The 17,801-nt window shown below is 60.4% G+C and carries 13 protein-coding genes, 1 tRNA gene and 1 pseudogene; 8 read left to right on the plus strand and 7 right to left on the minus strand.

Annotation, left to right across the window (positions count from 1 at the left end; all coding sequences use genetic code 11):
* The 4 genes from GPA25_RS22570 to tssJ form a co-directional block, all read right to left on the minus strand.
* Positions 1-2,486, minus strand: a 2,486-nt coding sequence (locus GPA25_RS22570) for a type VI secretion system Vgr family protein (RefSeq protein WP_169262656.1), incomplete at its 3' end; no start/stop codon positions are given.
* 7 nt (positions 2,487-2,493) lie between these two features.
* Positions 2,494-3,264 carry a type IVB secretion system protein IcmH/DotU gene (icmH, locus tag GPA25_RS22575; protein ID WP_169262657.1) on the minus strand — a complete coding sequence of 257 codons (771 nt, stop codon included), beginning with the start codon at positions 3,262-3,264 and terminating at the stop codon, positions 2,494-2,496.
* Positions 3,261-4,604 carry a type VI secretion system baseplate subunit TssK gene (gene tssK / locus GPA25_RS22580; RefSeq protein WP_169262658.1) on the minus strand — a complete coding sequence of 448 codons (1,344 nt, stop codon included), beginning with the start codon at positions 4,602-4,604 and terminating at the stop codon, positions 3,261-3,263. The genes icmH and tssK overlap by 4 nt, the downstream gene beginning before the upstream one ends.
* Before the next feature lie 21 nt (positions 4,605-4,625).
* Positions 4,626-5,378, minus strand: a complete 753-nt coding sequence (tssJ, locus tag GPA25_RS22585; protein WP_169262659.1) for a type VI secretion system lipoprotein TssJ — start codon at positions 5,376-5,378, stop codon at positions 4,626-4,628.
* Between tssJ and GPA25_RS22590 the strand changes: the two genes are divergently transcribed.
* From GPA25_RS22590 to tssH, 8 genes are read left to right on the plus strand one after another with little or no spacing between them, the layout of a single operon-like run.
* A complete protein-coding gene (locus GPA25_RS22590; RefSeq protein ID WP_246266068.1) occupies positions 5,364-6,053 on the plus strand; it encodes a tetratricopeptide repeat protein in 690 nt (229 codons plus the stop codon). The two genes, tssJ and GPA25_RS22590, sit on opposite strands and share 15 nt — an antisense overlap.
* 58 nt (positions 6,054-6,111) lie before the next feature.
* On the plus strand, positions 6,112-6,633 hold the full coding sequence (gene tssB, locus GPA25_RS22595; protein ID WP_169262660.1) for a type VI secretion system contractile sheath small subunit: 522 nt from the start codon (positions 6,112-6,114) through the stop codon (positions 6,631-6,633).
* Positions 6,630-8,117 (plus strand): type VI secretion system contractile sheath large subunit, encoded by a 1,488-nt coding sequence (tssC, locus tag GPA25_RS22600; protein ID WP_246266079.1) that lies wholly within the window; start codon positions 6,630-6,632, stop codon positions 8,115-8,117. The genes tssB and tssC overlap by 4 nt, the downstream gene beginning before the upstream one ends.
* 30 nt (positions 8,118-8,147) lie before the next feature.
* Entirely contained in the window at positions 8,148-8,684 is a 537-nt protein-coding gene (locus GPA25_RS22605) for an Hcp family type VI secretion system effector (RefSeq protein WP_169262661.1), read from the plus strand.
* Positions 8,685-8,710: 26 nt separating this feature from the next.
* On the plus strand, positions 8,711-9,223 hold the full coding sequence (gene tssE, locus GPA25_RS22610) for a type VI secretion system baseplate subunit TssE (protein ID WP_211163311.1): 513 nt from the start codon (positions 8,711-8,713) through the stop codon (positions 9,221-9,223).
* Between the two features lies 1 nt (position 9,224).
* Positions 9,225-11,063 (plus strand): type VI secretion system baseplate subunit TssF, encoded by a 1,839-nt coding sequence (gene tssF / locus GPA25_RS22615; protein ID WP_169262662.1) that lies wholly within the window; start codon positions 9,225-9,227, stop codon positions 11,061-11,063.
* Entirely contained in the window at positions 11,027-12,097 is a 1,071-nt protein-coding gene (gene tssG / locus GPA25_RS22620) for a type VI secretion system baseplate subunit TssG (protein ID WP_169262663.1), read from the plus strand. Before tssF ends, tssG begins: the two co-directional genes overlap by 37 nt.
* Positions 12,098-12,112: 15 nt before the next feature.
* Positions 12,113-14,827, plus strand: coding sequence for a type VI secretion system ATPase TssH (gene tssH / locus GPA25_RS22625; RefSeq protein WP_169262664.1), 2,715 nt, complete (start codon positions 12,113-12,115; stop codon positions 14,825-14,827).
* Between the two features lie 346 nt (positions 14,828-15,173).
* Here tssH and GPA25_RS22630 read toward each other — a convergent pair.
* The 3 genes and pseudogenes from GPA25_RS22630 to GPA25_RS22640 form a co-directional block, all read right to left on the minus strand.
* Positions 15,174-15,250 (minus strand) — tRNA-Ile (locus GPA25_RS22630).
* A gap of 42 nt (positions 15,251-15,292) precedes the next feature.
* The gene (gene rpoD / locus GPA25_RS22635) at positions 15,293-17,284 is read right to left on the minus strand and encodes an RNA polymerase sigma factor RpoD (RefSeq protein ID WP_169262665.1); all 1,992 of its coding nucleotides are present in this window, start codon (positions 17,282-17,284) and stop codon (positions 15,293-15,295) included.
* Positions 17,285-17,333: 49 nt separating this feature from the next.
* Positions 17,334-17,801, minus strand: a pseudogene (locus GPA25_RS22640) (DNA primase); the annotation flags it as partial.

The raw sequence follows: 17,801 nt of genomic DNA on the forward strand, positions 1-17,801 counted from the left end.
CCCTCGAACGCATTCCCCGCCCCCTTGACCGAAAAGGTCCCGGGGCAGGCGAAGCTGATGTCGCCGCCTTCAAGGGTGACCGCGCTTTGCCCGGCCTGGAGCACGATGCGGTCCTTGGCGAGGATGTGGATCTCGTCGTTCGAGCTGGTCACCGTCACCGACTGGTCGGCGAGGATTTCCATCGCGTCGGTGTGCGCCTGAATCGTCTGACTGCCGGCAGCGGCGATGCTCTTGATGCCGCCCGAATGGCTGAACCAGCTCGCGCCTTCGCCGACGGTGGCGCTGAAGGTGTGTGCCGCAGCCGCATGCCAGTCCTGCTGCACGGTCGCGTGAAGGTGCCGGCCGGCGAAAAGCAGGGTACTCGCCGGGGAGGCCAGGCCGATGTCGTCGGGCCCTTCGGTGACAATGACCCCCTGGGAGAACCGTTCGGTCGGGTCGCCGAGGTCGCGGCTGCCGGGGCGCGCTTTTCGGGCTTCCTGGCCGCCGATCGTGCCGTCGAAACGGCCCTTTTGCGCCGGATCGATCGCGTCGATGAAGGTGCTCTGCTGCGCGTTCGCAGCGAGTGGCCGGGCCGACTGCGCAACGGCGGCATCGGACAGCGTTCGTGCGGTGCGCGCCGCGTTACGCAGCTGACTGAGCGCTTCGGCCATATCCAGCTGCGTGGAGCTGGCGTTGGGTCGGGGCGTGCTTGAAATCAGGATGCCGTCACCGGCGCGGACGACCATCCATCCGTCGCTGCGCAGTTCCAGCCCGGCACCGCGCCACGCGCCGCGCGTGGCGCTTTGCGGCGCGTGCTGGATCAGGTGGCCGAGCGAAAGCTGCGACTCAGCGTAGCTGCTTGCGAGCCGGGTGCGAAGCTGGCCGGGGGCGTCGTCGGTGAGCCACTGGTTGAAGCCCGTGTCATCGCGCCCGTGATTGTGGCTCATCCAGCCGGACATCACGCCCGGATGGTTGGCCGTGGCATCGACGCCGGCGCTGAATGGCGGGAGGTCTTCGCCGTTGTGGAGCTGGCTCACCACGAGCGGGCGATCGATGTCGCCGTCGATGAAGTCCACCATCACCTCGGTGCCGATACGCGGCAGGAAGTGACTGCCCCAGTTCGGCCCGGCCAACCATTCGGCGACCCGCACCCAGGTGCCGCTGCGCTCGTCGCCCGGTGCGTTCCCCGGCGTATTGGCCGGACCGGTGCCGGTGAGGCCTGCGACATTGGGGTTTTGCCCGCGTTGCCAGGGAAACTGGATCTTGATGCGGTGGTCGCGATCCGATGTCAGCGGTGCATTGGCCTCGCCGACGACCAGCGCGGTCTCTGGCGTTGCCACCCGTCGGCCGCGCGGGGCCGGGACGAAAGCATGACTGGCCGGCTGCAACGTGAAGTGGTTGCGGTAGCTACCGTTCTCGATCTCGGGCGAGTCCAGCAATTGCGCAGCAGCGCTGCCGAGGTTGTTGGCGGCTCGGTGTTCGACTGCAAGCACGGAAAAATCGGCGTGGTCACCGCTGAACAGGGAATGTCCGCTGAGCGTGAAACGGGTTCCTTCGGCGAGTCGGCGTACGCTGCCATGGCCTGAAAGCTGACGATAGCGCGCTTCATGGCCGGCAAGCACGAGGTCGGTGTGCCGCGTTGCCGCGCTCGCGTCTTCAAAACGGTATGCACCGCTGCCGTCGTAGTGTTCGAGTGGCGGTAACTCGCCGTTATCGATGCTGCTCTGCGCCTGCGCTCCGGTGCTGGTGAGTTTCTTGTAGTCCCAGGCACTGTGGCTGACGACGTTGCGGCCTACCTGACGTGACTCGGCAAGGGTCTGGATCGTGTCGTCGACTTCGGGGGCGTCCGCGCGGTGAAAACGGATTACGGCCTGCGCGCACTGCGGTACTTCGGCGTTGCGATCGAAAATCACCAGGGTGTGACGGGCATGGCGAGCCTCATCGCCCGCGCAGGCGGACTGGTCATGTTCGAAACGGAAGGAGAGTCCTTCCTCAGCAAGCAGGCGGCACAGGAATTCCTGATTGGTCTCCCGGTGCTGGATGCAAAGGCTGCGCATTCGCAGCGGCTGGCTGACATCGAATCGCCAGTGCGCTTGTGGGTGATGCTCGGCGAACAGCGCATCGCACAGACTTCGAAGGTCGACCTCCTGGAATACGTGACTGTCGTGGCGGTGCGCGAGAAAGGTGAGCCACGGTTGAAGGGTGAGGCGATAGCGCGCAAGCCCCCCGTCGCTGCCAAGTTCGGCGGCCTGGGTGCAGTAGCCGTGCCAGCTCCTGAGGCGTCCATCGGACTGCAGCAGCTGCACGCTGAGCTCTTCACCGACCAGGGGCTTTAGCTCGAAGTGGGCACTGGTGGATATACAGTCGAGTTCGAAACGGAAGGGTTCGTTGACCGCCTCGCGGCCGTACATGCGCTCGACGAGCAATGCTGCCTCCGGAAGCGCGGTAGTGATCTCGAGCAGCCGGGCATGCTGGGACAGCAGTGCTGCGAAGTCCAGGCGGTTCATTGCGGTGTCACGGCAGTGTGATCGTGATGTGGGGAACCTTGGGGGCAAGCATGATGATGTTGCTGTAGGGCTCGAGGTTCACGCGTGTCTGCTGTGTTGAATATGCTCGGATGCCTGCGAATGCCGCGAGACCGCACAGGGCGAGTACCGATGTGCCGACCCAGAGAGGCAGGCCGCGTCGGAGTTCATGCGAAACGCTGTCGGGCCTTGCCCAGTGCGGTGCGAACGATGCTTTGCGGCCTTTGATGTGAGCGATCTGTTCGCCGAGTTGTGCTGTCAGGTAGGTCAGCCGCTCGGGGCCCTCCAGCATGTATTTCCCCCGGAAGCCAAGCAGTAGGCACATTTGGAACACTTCGAGCGCTTGTATCCGGCGGTTACCATGGTTGCGCGCGGTATCCAGCTTATCGAAGAAATATTCGCCGGCGAGCTGATCCCCGAACAAGGTCAGCTGTAGGGGACGGCGTTCCCAATCATCGCGCACCGAAAGCTGCGACGACAGGATCGCTTCGTCCACCGTTGCGCAGAATGCGTACTTCGCGTCAAACGTGTCTTCCGGAGAAAATCCATGCTTTTTTGCATTCCGCTCAAACTCGGCCAGGAAGTCGATAATGCGTTCGGAAAATGCTTGGGCGCTTGTCGGGGTTTTTGCGTTCTTCAGCAGGAATACCAGGTAGAACCCGTCGTACAGCAGGTCGGCGAGTGTGGTCTTCGTCGCCGTTGCGACCGATGACTCGCTGAACGGCGCGGTGCTTCCGAAAATTGACGGGTTGGCGTTCATGATGTGACCGCAATCAGTTCAAGTTTCATTTCAGGGTAACCGGACGGTGTATAGATCGTGATGCTCCGTGACTTGAGCATTCGCTCGTACAGCGGCCCATGTGAATCAAGGCTGAAATAGCAGGCCCCTGGCCGCACCGGAATGGCCGGGGGGACCTGTGCGCAGTGGGAAAGCCTGACGCCACTCATCGCAGAGAGCACCAGCTTTTCGACGTCATCGGGCGCACCCACCTTGAAGCGTACCGGTACGGACTCGACGACTTCGGACAGCGGCAGGGCGGCCGAGACCGCAAGGAAGAATCGTGTATCCGGGGTGATCTTTTCCGATTCAAGTCTGCCGAGTTGAAAGGAAGGTTTCGACTCGCTCAGCGTGATCGCGAAATATCGAGTCGAGATGACCGTTTCAAGCAGGTTGCGCAACACGAACTCGATCTTCTGGAAGCACGACGCCGGCTTTGCATGTTCGTAGGGGGGCAGGTCAGCAAGCGTATGCGACTTCGAAAAGGTCATCAGGCCCCCGGCAAGTCGCAGCAGTTCCTGATACAGCCGCTCCGGATGCAGCGAAGGGTTGTGATGGATATGTGCGAGCGCCGCGAATGCGCTGCTGGCGGTATGAAGCAGCCAGAACGAGGCGATATCGCCGGAGCGGAACTCGATCACATTCTTCGACGGTTCCCGGTGAAAGCCATACAGTGCGTTGACTTTCGCCTGCAGCGTGTCGAGCAAGCGGCGCAGTTGCAGGCGCAACGCTCCCGAGCCATCAACGCGCAGCGTGGGCGGCATGAATGTCGAGTCGATTTCATACCCGTTGGTCGCAGTTTTCCGAAACCGTACCAGCGGGAGCGTCAGGTACTGGTTGAGCGATTGACTGCTTGCGATCAGGCGTGCCTGCTTGCGCAGTACCGGAATCTCCGCTTGCGCCGCATCCGTGAACAGATCGGGAATTTGCCGGTTATCGATGACAAAGCGGCTTCTCGTGTGCTCAGCATCGGCGGTGTCACAGTTGTTGCCATGTTCGTGCAAGTGGTGCACCGCCAGATGCAACTCGACCGCACTGTCCTCATGATCGAACTGGTCGAGGGAAACGGGCGGTGGAAGCATATCTTCGCCCGGGGCGACGTAGATTTCGCCATCTGGCAGCACGACGTCCATGCGGTTTATGTGCAGCGTGCCGTTGCGCAGCGCATCCAGATCGATTTCGATATGCCGTACGCCCCACGCGAAGGGTTCTGCGGCGAGCATGGCGCGGCGAATGCTCGCTTCATGGTGTGCGTCCTGCTGCTGGAAATGCTGTGGACGAAGAAACAAACCTTCGCCCCATAGAACTTTGTTTGGCTTCACAGGAGGGTGTCGTCTCGAAGGTCAGTTGCAGCGCACGCCCGATAACGAGCGTGAATTCGCGGTTGATGCTGGATTCGTCAATTCGCCGGTTCCCGAAGTGATGGCGCAAGGGTGGAAGCCGACGGAAATCCCTGATTTTTCCGATGTCTCCCGGTTGAACGCCAGTTTCCAGCGGTTTGCTGCTGGTCGGCGGAACTGCGCAGCGATACCAATGACCTTGACTCGGGCAGGAATCATTTCGTCGAAGCGATAGGTTTTCCCTGGAATCACGGTTACCTCGCGTACGGCGACCAGATCGTTCTGCAGAGCCTCTCTCTCCGCTTCTTCATCGCTCGCCTGTGCGTATGACAAACCGGAAAACGCGGTTTCGCTGCGCAACTGATAAATGCGCACCACCAGCGCAAGGGGGGAGCCAGTTGTGCCTGCGTTGGTTAGCGGTCCCGCCGCCAGCGTCAAATTGAGGGGGCGTGGCGCATCCGGATCCGATTTTGTGTCGGCTTTCTTCAGCCCTGCGGTCTCCAGTGCCGCACCAACGGCCGCGCCTGCAATTTGCACCGCCGAGGCGGTCGAGCAACCTGTGATGCATGCAGCGGACAGCAGCACACACCCGGAAAGGCTAAACGGAAGAAGCGTGTTGTTTCTTAAGGTCATCGGTGTTGAGCGGTGCCTATGCCCTAACGGCATTTTCATAAAATGCAAAAAGAATATGCCAAATTGTTGCTGGGTGAGGTCTGCCAATGTACTATGGCGACCCTTTTGATGCAATCTGTTCAAGTTGTTTCGAATAACCATATGGGATTTAAAAGAATGGCACGCAGGAGTCTTGTGGCGGGGTGTGGTGCGCTATTACTGACGTTGATGAGCGGCTGCGCGTCGGTGCCGCAGAAGATGTCGCAGGAGGATTACTCGCAGTACTTGCAGACGACGACCGTTCAGGTCGATCAGTTGCTGTCCGAGAGCAAGCGGGACGAAGCCGTCGGGCTACTCGAAAAAGCTGCGGATCTCAATCCCGCCTCGAAGGACCCTTGGGTGCGCCTGGCCAAGATTCATTTCGACGGCGGCAAGTACGGTGAAGCGATTGTTGCTGCCGGCGAAGTTCTTCAGCGGGATCCCGCCGACCGTGTCGCGAAGAGCGTTCGTGCCGTGAGCGGACTGAGGGTGGCAACCGAGGCGCTTTCGGATCTTCGCAATGACGCGGAGATGACCGGATCGGCGCGCGGAGATGCGGTTGTCCTTGCAAAAGTCCTTCGTGAGTCTTTGGGGGAGTCTGTCCTGATCCCTCCGCCGACGCCGCAGGAGCTTGAGGCCCGCCGCCTGGAAGAAGAGCGTGAAATGAATCGCAAACAGAAGCCGCGTAAACGCGTACGCAAGTCCGCGCCGGCCGCTGCAGCGACTCCGCAGGCCGCGGCGCCGGTCTCCAAGGGCGATCCGTTCAGCGGTCTGAAATAAGCCGGCGGCCCGTGTCCGGCCTCGTCGAGGCTTGAAAGATTCTGTCCAGGAGTGAGTCGTGTCGAAGAAGGAAAGTGTTCAGAAGCGTCTGCAAAAGGTTCGGCCGCCGCGTGTGCAGCTGACTTATGACGTCGAGAAAGGCGACGCCATCGAGCAGAAGGAATTGCCTTTCGTCGTCGGGGTGCTCGGCGATTTCGCCGCCCAAAGCGAAGTCGCACAGGGGAAGCTGCGCGACCGCAGGTTTGTCGGCGTGGACATGGACAACTTCGATGACATCATGGGCGGGCTCGCCCCGCGTGCCACGTATCGTGTGAAGAATTGCCTGTCGGGGGAAGGGGGCGAAATTGCGGTCGATCTGACTTTTCGCAAACTGGAGGATTTTCGCCCGGAATCGATCGTCGAGCAGGTGGAGCCGCTGCGCAGGCTGATGGAAGCCAGGTCGAAGCTCGCTGATTTGCGCAACAAGCTGGCGGGTAACGAAAAGCTTGAAGACCTCCTTGGCGACATCCTGCAGAACACGGAGAAGCTGCGGTGCATCGGCGCGAACAGGCTTGCCGATGACGCGGGGGACGCGCCATGAGCATGACGCAATCACGTCCCATGGCGGCTGCGCCGGTTCATGCGGAGGCACTGCTGCTCGATCAGATCATCGAGGAGAGCCGTGTCGCTCGGTCCGAGTCCGAAAGGCAGCACGCACGTGACATCATCAGCGAATTTGCCAGCCAGGTTCTGGAAGGCGAAGTGGTGGTGTCCGAAAATCTCTCGGCATCGCTGGACGCACGTGTAGCGGAACTCGATCGCTTGATTTCCGCTCAGCTCAGCGCAGTCATGCACGCGACAGCGTTCCAGTCGCTCGAAAGCGCATGGACCGGCCTGCATTATCTGTGCAAGCACACGTCAACGAGCACCCAGCTGAAGATAAAGCTGCTGAATGCGACGAAGAAGGATCTGGTCAAGGATTTCAAGACCGCGATCGACTTCGACCAGAGTGCGTTGTTCAAGAAAGTGTATGAAGAGGAGTTTGGAACCTTCGGTGGGGCGCCGTTTGGCGCCTTGATCGGGCAGTTCGAACTGACACGTCAGCCCGAAGACATGTATTTCGTCGAGCAGATGTCGCATGTGGCGGCGGCCGCACACGCCCCATTCATCACGGCGGCGTCGCCCGAACTGTTTGGCCTTGAGTCCTACACGGAGCTTGGCAAGCCGCGTGATCTGTCAAAAGTCTTTGACACCGTCGAGTACGCCAAATGGAAGTCCTATCGAGAGTCTGAAGATGCCCGCTACGTTGGCCTCGCCCTGCCGCGTTTTCTCGGTCGTCTACCGTATAACCCGGTCGACGGAATAACTACCGAGGGCTTCAATTTCGTCGAGGAAGTAGACGGGACCGATCACTCCAGGTACCTCTGGTGCAACGCTGCCTTTGCATTCGGCGCCCGGCTGACCAGCGCCTTCGAAAGCTACGGTTGGTGTGCGGCAATTCGCGGCGTTGAGGGCGGTGGCCTGGTCGAGGATCTGCCGACGCACACCTTCCGCACCGACGATGGCGAGGTCGCGCTGAAGTGTCCGACCGAGATTTCGATTACGGACCGACGTGAGAAGGAGCTCAGTGACCTGGGTTTCATGCCGCTGGTGCATTGCAAGAACACCGATTACGCGGCGTTCTTCGGCGCCCAATCGACGCAGAAGGCCAGGAAATACGATTCCGATGCGGCCAACGCCAACGCATCGCTGTCTGCACAACTGCAGTACATCTTTGCGGTTTGCCGGATTGCGCACTACATGAAAGCGATGATGCGAGACAAGATCGGCAGTTTCGCCAGCGCATCGAACGTCGAGATGTATCTGCAGCGGTGGGTCGATCAATACGTCACCGCGGACGATACGGCGTCGCAGGAAACCAAGGCGCAGTTCCCGCTGCGTGAAGCGTCGATTGAAATCAGCGAGGTGCCCGGGCGTCCCGGTGTGTATCGCGCCGTGTCATTCATCCGTCCGCACTTCCAGCTCGACGAATTGTCCGTTTCGCTGCGGCTGGTTGCTGAACTGCCCCAAACCGGCAAGGCGTGATCCACCCAATATCGCAAGGAGTAGTCATCAATGAAGGACATTTACGTCGAATTCAAGGGAAGCGACATCAAGGGCGATTCCCGCGATACCAAGCACAAGGACCAGGTCGAAGTGTACACCTGGTCGCACAGCATACGGCAGCCGAAATCGGCTACGGCTTCGAGTTCCGGTGGACACACCGCCGAACGCTGTGAACATGGCGAGATGGTGTTCACCAAGGACATCGACGGTTCCAGCCCTAAGCTCTATCAGGCCTGCTCTTCCGGACTTATCATCAATGACGTGTTCATTTCTTTCTACCGTGCGTTTGGCGGCAAGAATACGACCGGAAACCCCAGTGGTACGCAGAACCGCCATCAATACCTGAAAATCGAGCTCAAGAATGTTCTGATTTCGTCGGTATCTCCGTCCGTTTCCAGCGAAGGTATCCCGATGGAAACATTCGCGCTGAAGTACTCGGCGGTCAAGTGGACTTACGACGAGCTGAATATCGACGGCAACAAGTCGGGCAAGGTCAATATTCAGGGGGCGTGGAACCTGGCCAAAAATACGCCGAGCCTGACCTGATAAGGCGGCGATAAAGGGGCGCAGCGATGGCCTGCGCTACCGACACGTTTCGGATTCATGTGAAAGGTTTCGAGCTTACACTTTTCGAAAAGTTGTTTGATGACTCTCCGATGGAACCTGTGCGCAGGAGTCTGTCGGTGGATGAATTGAAGGACTCCGTTGCCCGCGATCTTGAAGCATTGCTCAACGCGCGGACGACCATCGATGAAACCTTGGCCGACAGGTATCCGGAATCGATGAAATCGCCTGCAACCTATGGTCTGCGGGATTTCGCGGGGATGAGTCTCAGCAATCTGAATCACCGCGCGTCGATTTGCCGATCGATCGAACTGGCGATTTTCCGTCATGAACCGCGGCTAAAAGACGTCGAAGTCAGCCTCGAGCTCGATCGCCGCTCGGTTAATGCGCTGTATTTCTCGATAAAGGCAATACTGGTGGTACGTCCAGCGCAGGAGCCGGTCAACTTCGATGCGCTGTTACAGCCCACTACGCTCCAGTATTCCGTAAATAGGCAGAACCTGAGACGCGGTACGATTTGAAATGGAAGATCTGCTGCCCTATTACGAGCGGGAGCTCGCGTTTCTGCGCGGTCATTCACGTGAATTTGCCGAGCGCTACCCGAAGATCGCCGCTCGCTTGCTGATGACGGGTGATGGCTGTGATGACCCGCACGTAGAACGGATGATCGAGTCGTTCGCGCTGTTGAGCGCGCGGGTATCGAAAAAGCTCGAGGACTCGTACCCGCAGTTCACGGAAGCACTGCTCAACGTTCTTTATCCGCATTACCTGCGGCCCTTTCCGTCATGCTCGATTGCCCATTTCGACATGGGTGGTGCGGATATGCAGTTGTCCGCTCCGTTGAGGATCGAGCGTGGCGTCGAGCTTCAGTCGCGTCCGGTAAACGGGGTGGCGTGCAGATTTCGTACGGCGTGGGCGGTCGACCTGATGCCCGTGCGTATCGACGCGTTTAGCTTCGAACCCATTGCACGGGCACCCGCTGCGGTCCGGTTGCCGCCTGGGGGCGCGGCACTGCTAACTTTGCGACTGTGCAAGTCATCGAGTGAGGACGTATGGGCGCGAGCGGGCGCCGAGCGCTTGCGCTTTTATATCGACGCCGAGCCTTCGGTGGCTGCCGCACTGCGTGATGCCTTGTTTCTTCGTGTGGCTAACGCCTACTTCGAGCGCGAGGACGGACAATGGAGCCCCCTCGATGCGTCCCCGATCGGCGCGGTGGGCTTCGCGGCTGATGAAGCACTGATCGATTTTCCTGACAATGCCCACGACGCCTATCGACACCTGACCGAATACTTCGCCTTCCCGGAAAAATACAATTTCTTTGATCTTCGCCTTGATCGTTTACCTCGCGGTTCGATCCGGGCGGGTGTGTTGACCATGCATCTGGCGCTGAAGGATCTACGTGCCGACGGTGACGCCGCGCGGCTCCTGCTAGCCCTGTCGAAGAACTCATTGAAATTGGATTGTGTTCCCGTTGTAAACCTTTTTTCGCGCCGCGGCGATCCCATCCGCTTGACCGATCGGGCGACGTCGTACCCGGTTGTCGCGGATGGTCGCAAGGCGTTTGCCTACGAGGTCTACTCCATCGATTCGGTGCGGCGGGTGAGGCAAAACGCGCAGGGCGAGTCCATTACGGAGTTCCACCCGTTCTTTTCCCTTCATCACGGCGAAACCCCCGATCGTTGCGGCTACTACTGGCATGCGGAGCGCAACGCCGCGGTTGCAGAGCGAAGCCCCGGTTACGAAACCGAACTCTCCATTGTCGACGCCGATTTCGACCCGGTACAACCCAAGCTGGATGTCCTGAGCGTGATGTTGTCATGCACAAACCGCGATCTGCCTTCCCGCTTGTCGGTCGGGTTGGAGGGCGGCGACCTGTTCGCTGAAGGCGGGTCGGTCGCACGCGTCATCCGCATGCTGCGGAAGCCGACCGCGCCATATCGATTCGCGGATGATCGCGGCGGGCAATGGCGCCTAATTTCGCATCTGTCGCTGAACCACCTCTCGATCACCGGGAGCGGTCTGAAAGCATTCAAAGAGATGCTAAATCTTTACGACCTGCCGCGCGATGCGGTGTCCAGACGGCAGATCGACGGGATCCAGGCCATCGAACAGAGCGAGAAAACTTGCTGGATGGCTGGCAGTCCATTTGCGAGTTTTGTCCGCGGTCTCGAGGTGCGCTTGACCATTGATGAAGAAAATTTCGTCGGCGCCGGGCTTGATGTCTTTGCTCGTGTCATCGACCGCTTTCTCGGTCTTTATGTCCATCTGAACAGTTTTGTCCAGTTGGTGCTGATTTCCGGAAGATCCGGTGAGGAATTGGTGCGATGCGAGCCTCGAACTGGCGATTCGATCCTGGGCTGATCGACCAGCTCATTGAAACTCCGCATCGGTTTGAGTTCTTTCAGGCCGTGCGAGTGCTCGATCGCGTATTCCGCACGAATGCGGAAGAGGGGCTGCGGGCCGAAGATCCGTTGTCGGGCCGTATCCGCTTTCGCAATACCTTGAATCTGGGATTTGCCCCCGCGCAGATCGAGGCCTTGCATCCGATCTACGCACAAGACGCTGACGGGCGGTCGTCGACGGCGCTGCGTAGGGTCGAAATCACACCCTATTTCATGGGTATGCTGGGGCTGCATGGGGCGCTGCCGACCCATTACACCGAACGGATCGCGGAGCGTGAGCGTTATCACAGGGATCGGGCCGCACGGGCGTTTGTCGATATCTTTTCAAATCGTTCGGTGGCCCAGTTTTATCAGGCGTGGAAGAAATACCGCTTGCCGCTCCAGTACGAGAGCGATCGCAAGAATCATTTCGTGCCGCTTGTCATGGCTCTCGGCGGTCTTGGGTTCCCCTCATTGCGTAATCGTCTGAACGAGGCACCGGGCGCCATCGACGACGAAGCGATCGCGCATTTTTCGTCTCTCCTTGCTCAACGGCCTCTATCCGCACTCGCCCTGCAGCGCATCCTCTCGCGCTACTTCCGGGTTCCCGTGAGAGTCGAGCAGTTTGTCGGGAAGTGGTACCTGCTTCCCGCCGAGCAACGGTCGGCGCTGGGGGGGCGCAATGCCGCACTCGGCAAGACCGCTTTGGTTGGCGAGCGTGTCTGGCAGCGCAACCTGCGTGTGCGCTTGCATATTGGTCCGCTCGCGTGCTCGCGGTATGGCGAGTTTCTCCCGGGTGGCGAGTTGGCGGCAGCACTCGAGAAGCTAATGACCCTGGCGACGGGTTTCCAGTTTGAATACGAGATCCGCCCGATTCTCCGTGCGTCGGAAGTCCGCCCGGCTGCACTGGTCTCCGGTGCGCCGGCACGACTCGGGCGTGACGCCTTTCTGAGCACGCGCTGCTCCGACGTCGACCGTAGTGACGCTGTTTTTGAACTTCATCCAATCAATTAGTACTTCCGGTATCCCATGGGCACATCTCTCAAGACCGTGATCAGCAAATTGAACTCGAACTGCCGCAGTGCCGCCGAGCGCGCCGCCAGCCTATGCATGGCACGCGGTAACTACGAGGTGGATCTGGAACACCTGTTCCTGGCCTTGTGCGAGCAGTCAGGGTCGGATTTCATGACGATCGCCAGACGGTGCGGCGTTAGCCCGACCGGGCTGGAGCGCGACCTTAACGATGAAGTCTGCCACTTTCGAACTGGCAATACGCGAACTCCGGTGTTTTCTCCGCACCTGCCCAAGCTATTCGAGCAGGCCTGGCTGATTGCGTCGCTCGACGCCCGATCGCCGCGGATTCGCTCGGGACACTTGCTGCTTGCATTACTGACCGAACCGGATCTGGCACAGCTGGCATATCGCGGGTCGCCACTGTTCTCGGAAATACGGGTGGACGAGCTGAAGCACAAGTTCGAGGTGCTGACGGAAGGCTCGGATGAGGCACGTGAAATTCTGGGAATGGCAGGGGCCGGAACCCATGCGGACGGCGACGTTACTGCGTTTGTCGCTGCTGCCGCGGGTCGTGGCCCTGCGACCCATCGGGCACTTGACCAGTTCACTACCAATCTGACGCAGCGGGCGCGCGACGCGAAACTTGATCCGGTGATCGGGCGGGAGGTCGAGATTCGCCAAATGATCGACATTCTCATGCGGCGCCGCCAGAACAATCCGATCCTGACCGGCGAAGCGGGCGTTGGCAAGACCGCGGTAGTCGAAGGGCTCGCGCTGCGCCTCGCCGCCGGTGATGTGCCTCCGCCGCTGCAGGGGGTGGAACTGCACATCCTGGACCTGGGCTTGCTGCAGGCAGGAGCCAGCGTCAAGGGTGAATTCGAGAATCGGCTAAAGAATGTGATTGACGAAGTACGCGGCAGCGCTACGCCGATCATCCTGTTCATCGACGAGGCCCATACAATGATCGGGGCTGGCGGGCAGTCCGGGCAGAATGATGCGGCGAACCTGCTCAAGCCGGCGCTCGCCAGGGGTGAGTTGCGCACCATCGCCGCGACGACGTGGGCGGAGTACAAGAAGTATTTCGAGAAAGATGCTGCGCTGGCACGTCGCTTTCACGTAGTGAAGGTCGAGGAGCCTTCGGAACCGATCGCGGCGGCGATGCTGCGAGGCATCGTCCCGTTGATGGAAGCGCATTTTGGCGTGCGCGTTCTTGATGATGCGGTGACTGAAGCCGTGCGTTTGTCGCACCGCTACATCACCGGGCGGCAGCTGCCCGACAAGGCCGTCAGTGTCCTGGATACCGCATGCGCAAAGGTTGCACTGGCCCAGAGCGCGACGCCGGCCTTGATCTACGACGCAGAGAAACGGCTCGCCCGCCTGCACGCCGAGGCGGACGCACTGACGCGCGATCAAGCCAGTGGCCAAGGGCACGGATGTCGGTTGGCTGAACTGACAGAGTGGATCGCGGTGGTCGACACCGATCTGGCCGCACATCGCCGACGCTACGAGCAAGAAAGGATACTCGTCGCACAGGTACTCGAACTGCGTGGCACGCTTGAGGGTGCCCGCGCTGCGGGCTCCGCCGCGGTGCCGGCGGTCGAAAAAGCTGCGCGGAAGAGGCAGAAACCCGCCGCAGCGAGCGGCAACCCGGAGCTCGAGGCGCTGCTCGCTGCGTTGGCGGCCCTCCAGGGCGAGACCCCCATGGTTCCGCTGCAGGTCGACGGCAACGTCGTCGCCGAGATTGTCGCGGCGTGGACAGGGATTCCGCTGGGAAAAATGGTCAAGGACGAAATCCGGACCGTCCTCAATCTCAAGCCTCTGTTACAGGAGCGCGTGATCGGACAGCCGCACGCCCTTGAGGCGATCGCACAGCGGGTGCGCACCGCTCGCGCCAGTCTCGAGGATCCGGACAAACCCAAGGGCGTCTTTCTTTTCGTCGGCCCCTCTGGCGTCGGCAAGACCGAGACGGCCCTGGCGCTGGCAGACATCCTGTACGGCGGCGATCGCAAGCTGGTCACCATCAACATGAGCGAATATCAGGAGGCGCATTCCGTCTCCGGGCTCAAGGGCTCTCCTCCGGGCTATGTCGGGTATGGGGAAGGGGGGGTACTGACGGAGGCGGTGCGCCGAAATCCATACAGCGTCGTGTTGCTCGACGAGGTGGAGAAGGCTCACCCGGACGTACTCGAACTGTTCTTTCAGGTGTTCGACAAGGGCGTGCTGGATGATTCGGAGGGGCGTGAAATCGACTTTCGCAATACCCTCATCATCCTCACGAGCAATGTCGGTTCGGGTCAGATCATGCAGGCCTGTCTCAATAAGCCGGCGGATCAACTGCCGTCGGCTGACGCGCTCGCAGAGGCCCTGCGAGCGGTGCTGTACCAGACCTTCAAACCGGCGTTCCTCGGGCGCATGAAGGTCGTGCCGTATTACCCGATTTCGGACGAGGTGCTCGCCGAAATCATCCGGCTCAAGCTGCGCCGCATCGGTGAGCGCATCGCCGCCAACCACAAGGCGGTATTTCTGTGGGATGAAGTCGCGGTGGATGCGGTTCTTCAACGCTGCACGGAGACGGACTCGGGTGCCCGCAACGTGGACCATATTCTCAACGGAACGCTGTTGCCGCAGATCGCCGAAACGGCACTCTCGCGAATGGCTGAGGGCGAGGCGATCCACTCGATCAGGATCACCGCCGATAAACGTGGCGAGTTCCGCTACACGATCAAGTAACGCTGTGATCGTGTCCTTGAGTGACATGAGCATCGGGATGACCACCGGATTCGCTGGCGATTCGGCGCAAGCTCAATATTGGGATGGGGGCGCATCGCGTTCGGTTCGTGCGTCGATGGCTTGGCCGGCATGGCTACCAGCACACTCATCCCTGGCGGAAGTGCGGTGATTGCTGAACTGCTGGTGTCGAGCTTTGACCATCGATGCGACGTGCAGCCTGGATAGTGAGGCGAGGCACCTTCGTCACGTAATGACCGCACTATATCAGCAGGAGTGGGATCGCACAGACTGCATAATAATTCATTAAGCAAAAGGCCACCCCGAGAGGTGGCCTTTTGCTTAATGATGGTGGGCCCAACAGGACTTGAACCTGTGACCAAGCGATTATGAGTCGCCTGCTCTAACCAACTGAGCTATGGGCCCGGAAAACGGGCGCCCGTCGGAGCGACGGGCGCGAGTTGGCGGTCAGGCGTCGCTGTCGAGGAAGCTGCGCAGGCGCTCCGAGCGGCTCGGATGGCGCAGCTTGCGCAGGGCCTTGGCTTCGATCTGGCGGATGCGCTCGCGCGTGACGTCGAACTGTTTGCCAACCTCTTCCAGCGTATGGTCGGTATTCATTTCGATGCCGAAGCGCATGCGCAGCACCTTCGCTTCGCGGGCGGTCAGCGAATCGAGCACTTCGCCGGTGGCGTCGCGCAGGCTCGAGTACATCGCTGCGTCGGCCGGTGCCAGGGTTGCCTGATCCTCGATGAAGTCGCCCAGATGCGAGTCGTCGTCGTCGCCGATCGGGGTTTCCATGGAGATCGGCTCCTTGGAGATCTTCATGATCTTGCGGATCTTCTCCTCGGGCATCTCCATCTTCTCGGCGAGCGTTGCCGGATCGGGTTCCTGGCCGGTTTCCTGCAGGATCTGCCGGCTGATGCGGTTCATCTTGTTGATCGTCTCGATCATGTGCACCGGGATGCGGATGGTGCGTGCCTGGTCGGCGATCGAGCGGGTGATGGCCTGCCGGATCCACCAGGTGGCGTAGGTCGAGAACTTGTAACCGCGGCGGTATTCGAACTTGTCCACCGCCTTCATCAGGCCGATGTTGCCTTCCTGGATCAGGTCGAGGAACTGCAGGCCGCGGTTGGTGTACTTCTTCGCGATCGAGATCACCAGACGCAGGTTCGCCTCGGTCATCTCGCGCTTGGCGCGGCGCATCTTGGCTTCGCCGGTGGACATCTGGCGGTTGATGTCCTTGAGTTCCTTGAGCGGAATGCCGATGCGGGTCTGCAGGTCGATGAGTTTCTGTTGCTCTTCGAGCACCGCGGGGTGCACGCGCATCAGGCCTTCGGCGTAGTTCTTGCCGAGGCCGATTTCGTCCTTCAGCCAGTCGAGGTCGACTTCCTTGCCCGGAAAAACCTTGATGAAGTGCTGGCGCGGCATGCCGGCGCGGTCGACGCACAGCTGCAGGATCTGGCGTTCGTGGCCGCGCACCTGCTCGACCATGTGGCGCACGGAGTCGCACAGGCGCTCGATGGACTTCGCCGTGAAGCGGATGTTCAGCAGTTCGTCAGAAATCAGTTGCTGCAGGTCGAGGTAGGCTTTGTCTTGCGAGCCCTTCTTCGCCAGCGCTTCCATCTTCTTGTCGTTCAGCTCGCGAATGACGGCGAAGCGGGCAAGAGCCTCGTTCTTCAGCTGCAGCAGCGTGGCAGCGTTGGCCGCCGCTTCTTTCTCTTCTGCGCTCTCGTCGTCGTCGTCGCCGACTTCGTCCGCACCTTCCTCTTCTTCGGCATCGGCGTCTTCATCGGCTGCCGCCAAAGCGGCTTCCTCTTCGACCGCGGCGGCGTTCGGGTCGATCAGGCCGTCGATCAGCTCGTCGATGCGCATTTCATCGCGCGCCACCTTGTCGGTGATCTGGAGCATCTCGGTGATCGTGGTTGGGCACGCGGAAATCGCCTGGACCATGTGGCGCAGGCCGTCTTCGATGCGTTTGGCGATCTCGATTTCGCCTTCGCGTGTGAGCAGTTCGACAGTACCCATCTCGCGCATGTACATCCGCACCGGGTCGGTCGTACGGCCGAATTCGGAGTCAACGGACGACAATGCCTGCTCGGCTTCCTCTTCCGCAACGTCCTCGTCGACGGTGTTCGGCACAGCGTCCGACATCAGCAGGTCTTCGGCGGCCGGGGCCGCGTCGAACACCCGGATGCCCATGTTGTTGAAGGTCGCGATGATGCCTTCGATCTGCTCGGCGTCGGCGACGTCGTCGGGCAGGTGGTCGCTGATTTCCGCGTAGGTAAGGTAGCCGCGTTCCTTGCCGAGGGTGATCAGCGTCTTCAGGCGCGTCCTGCGCACCTCTGCGTCGAGGGGCGCAACCTGCGGCCCTTCGGCGATCAGCACGGCCTTGTCTTTGGCTTTGGAGGCTCGTCCCTTGGGACTGTCCTTGCGCGAATCCTTGGTTTTTTCGCGAGCCATGGCACTCCTTGAATCAGGCGAAAGATGAATTGGGTAACCTGCAATTATACTAAACGTCTTGAACTTTGCCGAGGTTGACGAGGTTCATTTTTTCAATTAGCAGCTCTGCAAGCCGGTGTCGTTCGATCGGTGCGAGGCCGGTTTCGCGTTCTTTCGCGGTCAAAGCAGCAATTTCGCGTCCAATTGCGTCTGCGTGAAGCTTGCGCACGCTGTCCTCGAACAATAGCTCGACGACTGCTTCGTCAAATTCCGCGTCCACCAGTTCCCCGGCTACGCGCGCCAGGGTGTCGCCGTGAGGGGTTTCACGAAATTGTTCGACCAAGGCGCCGAGTCCGGCGTTCGTGGCCAGATCTCCAGTGCTCATCGCATCGATGATCCCGATCAACGCCTGGCCTTCTGCATTCTCAGTCGGGATCAGGTCGACCGGCAGCCGTGCTGCCCGGGCGGGGTGTTGGAGCACCAGTCGCAATAGCGTGCCCACGGTCGAGCCCATTGCAGAGAGTGGCCTGCGTCGGGG

Source organism: Aromatoleum diolicum (assembly GCF_012910955.1).
Classification (GTDB): domain Bacteria; phylum Pseudomonadota; class Gammaproteobacteria; order Burkholderiales; family Rhodocyclaceae; genus Aromatoleum; species Aromatoleum diolicum.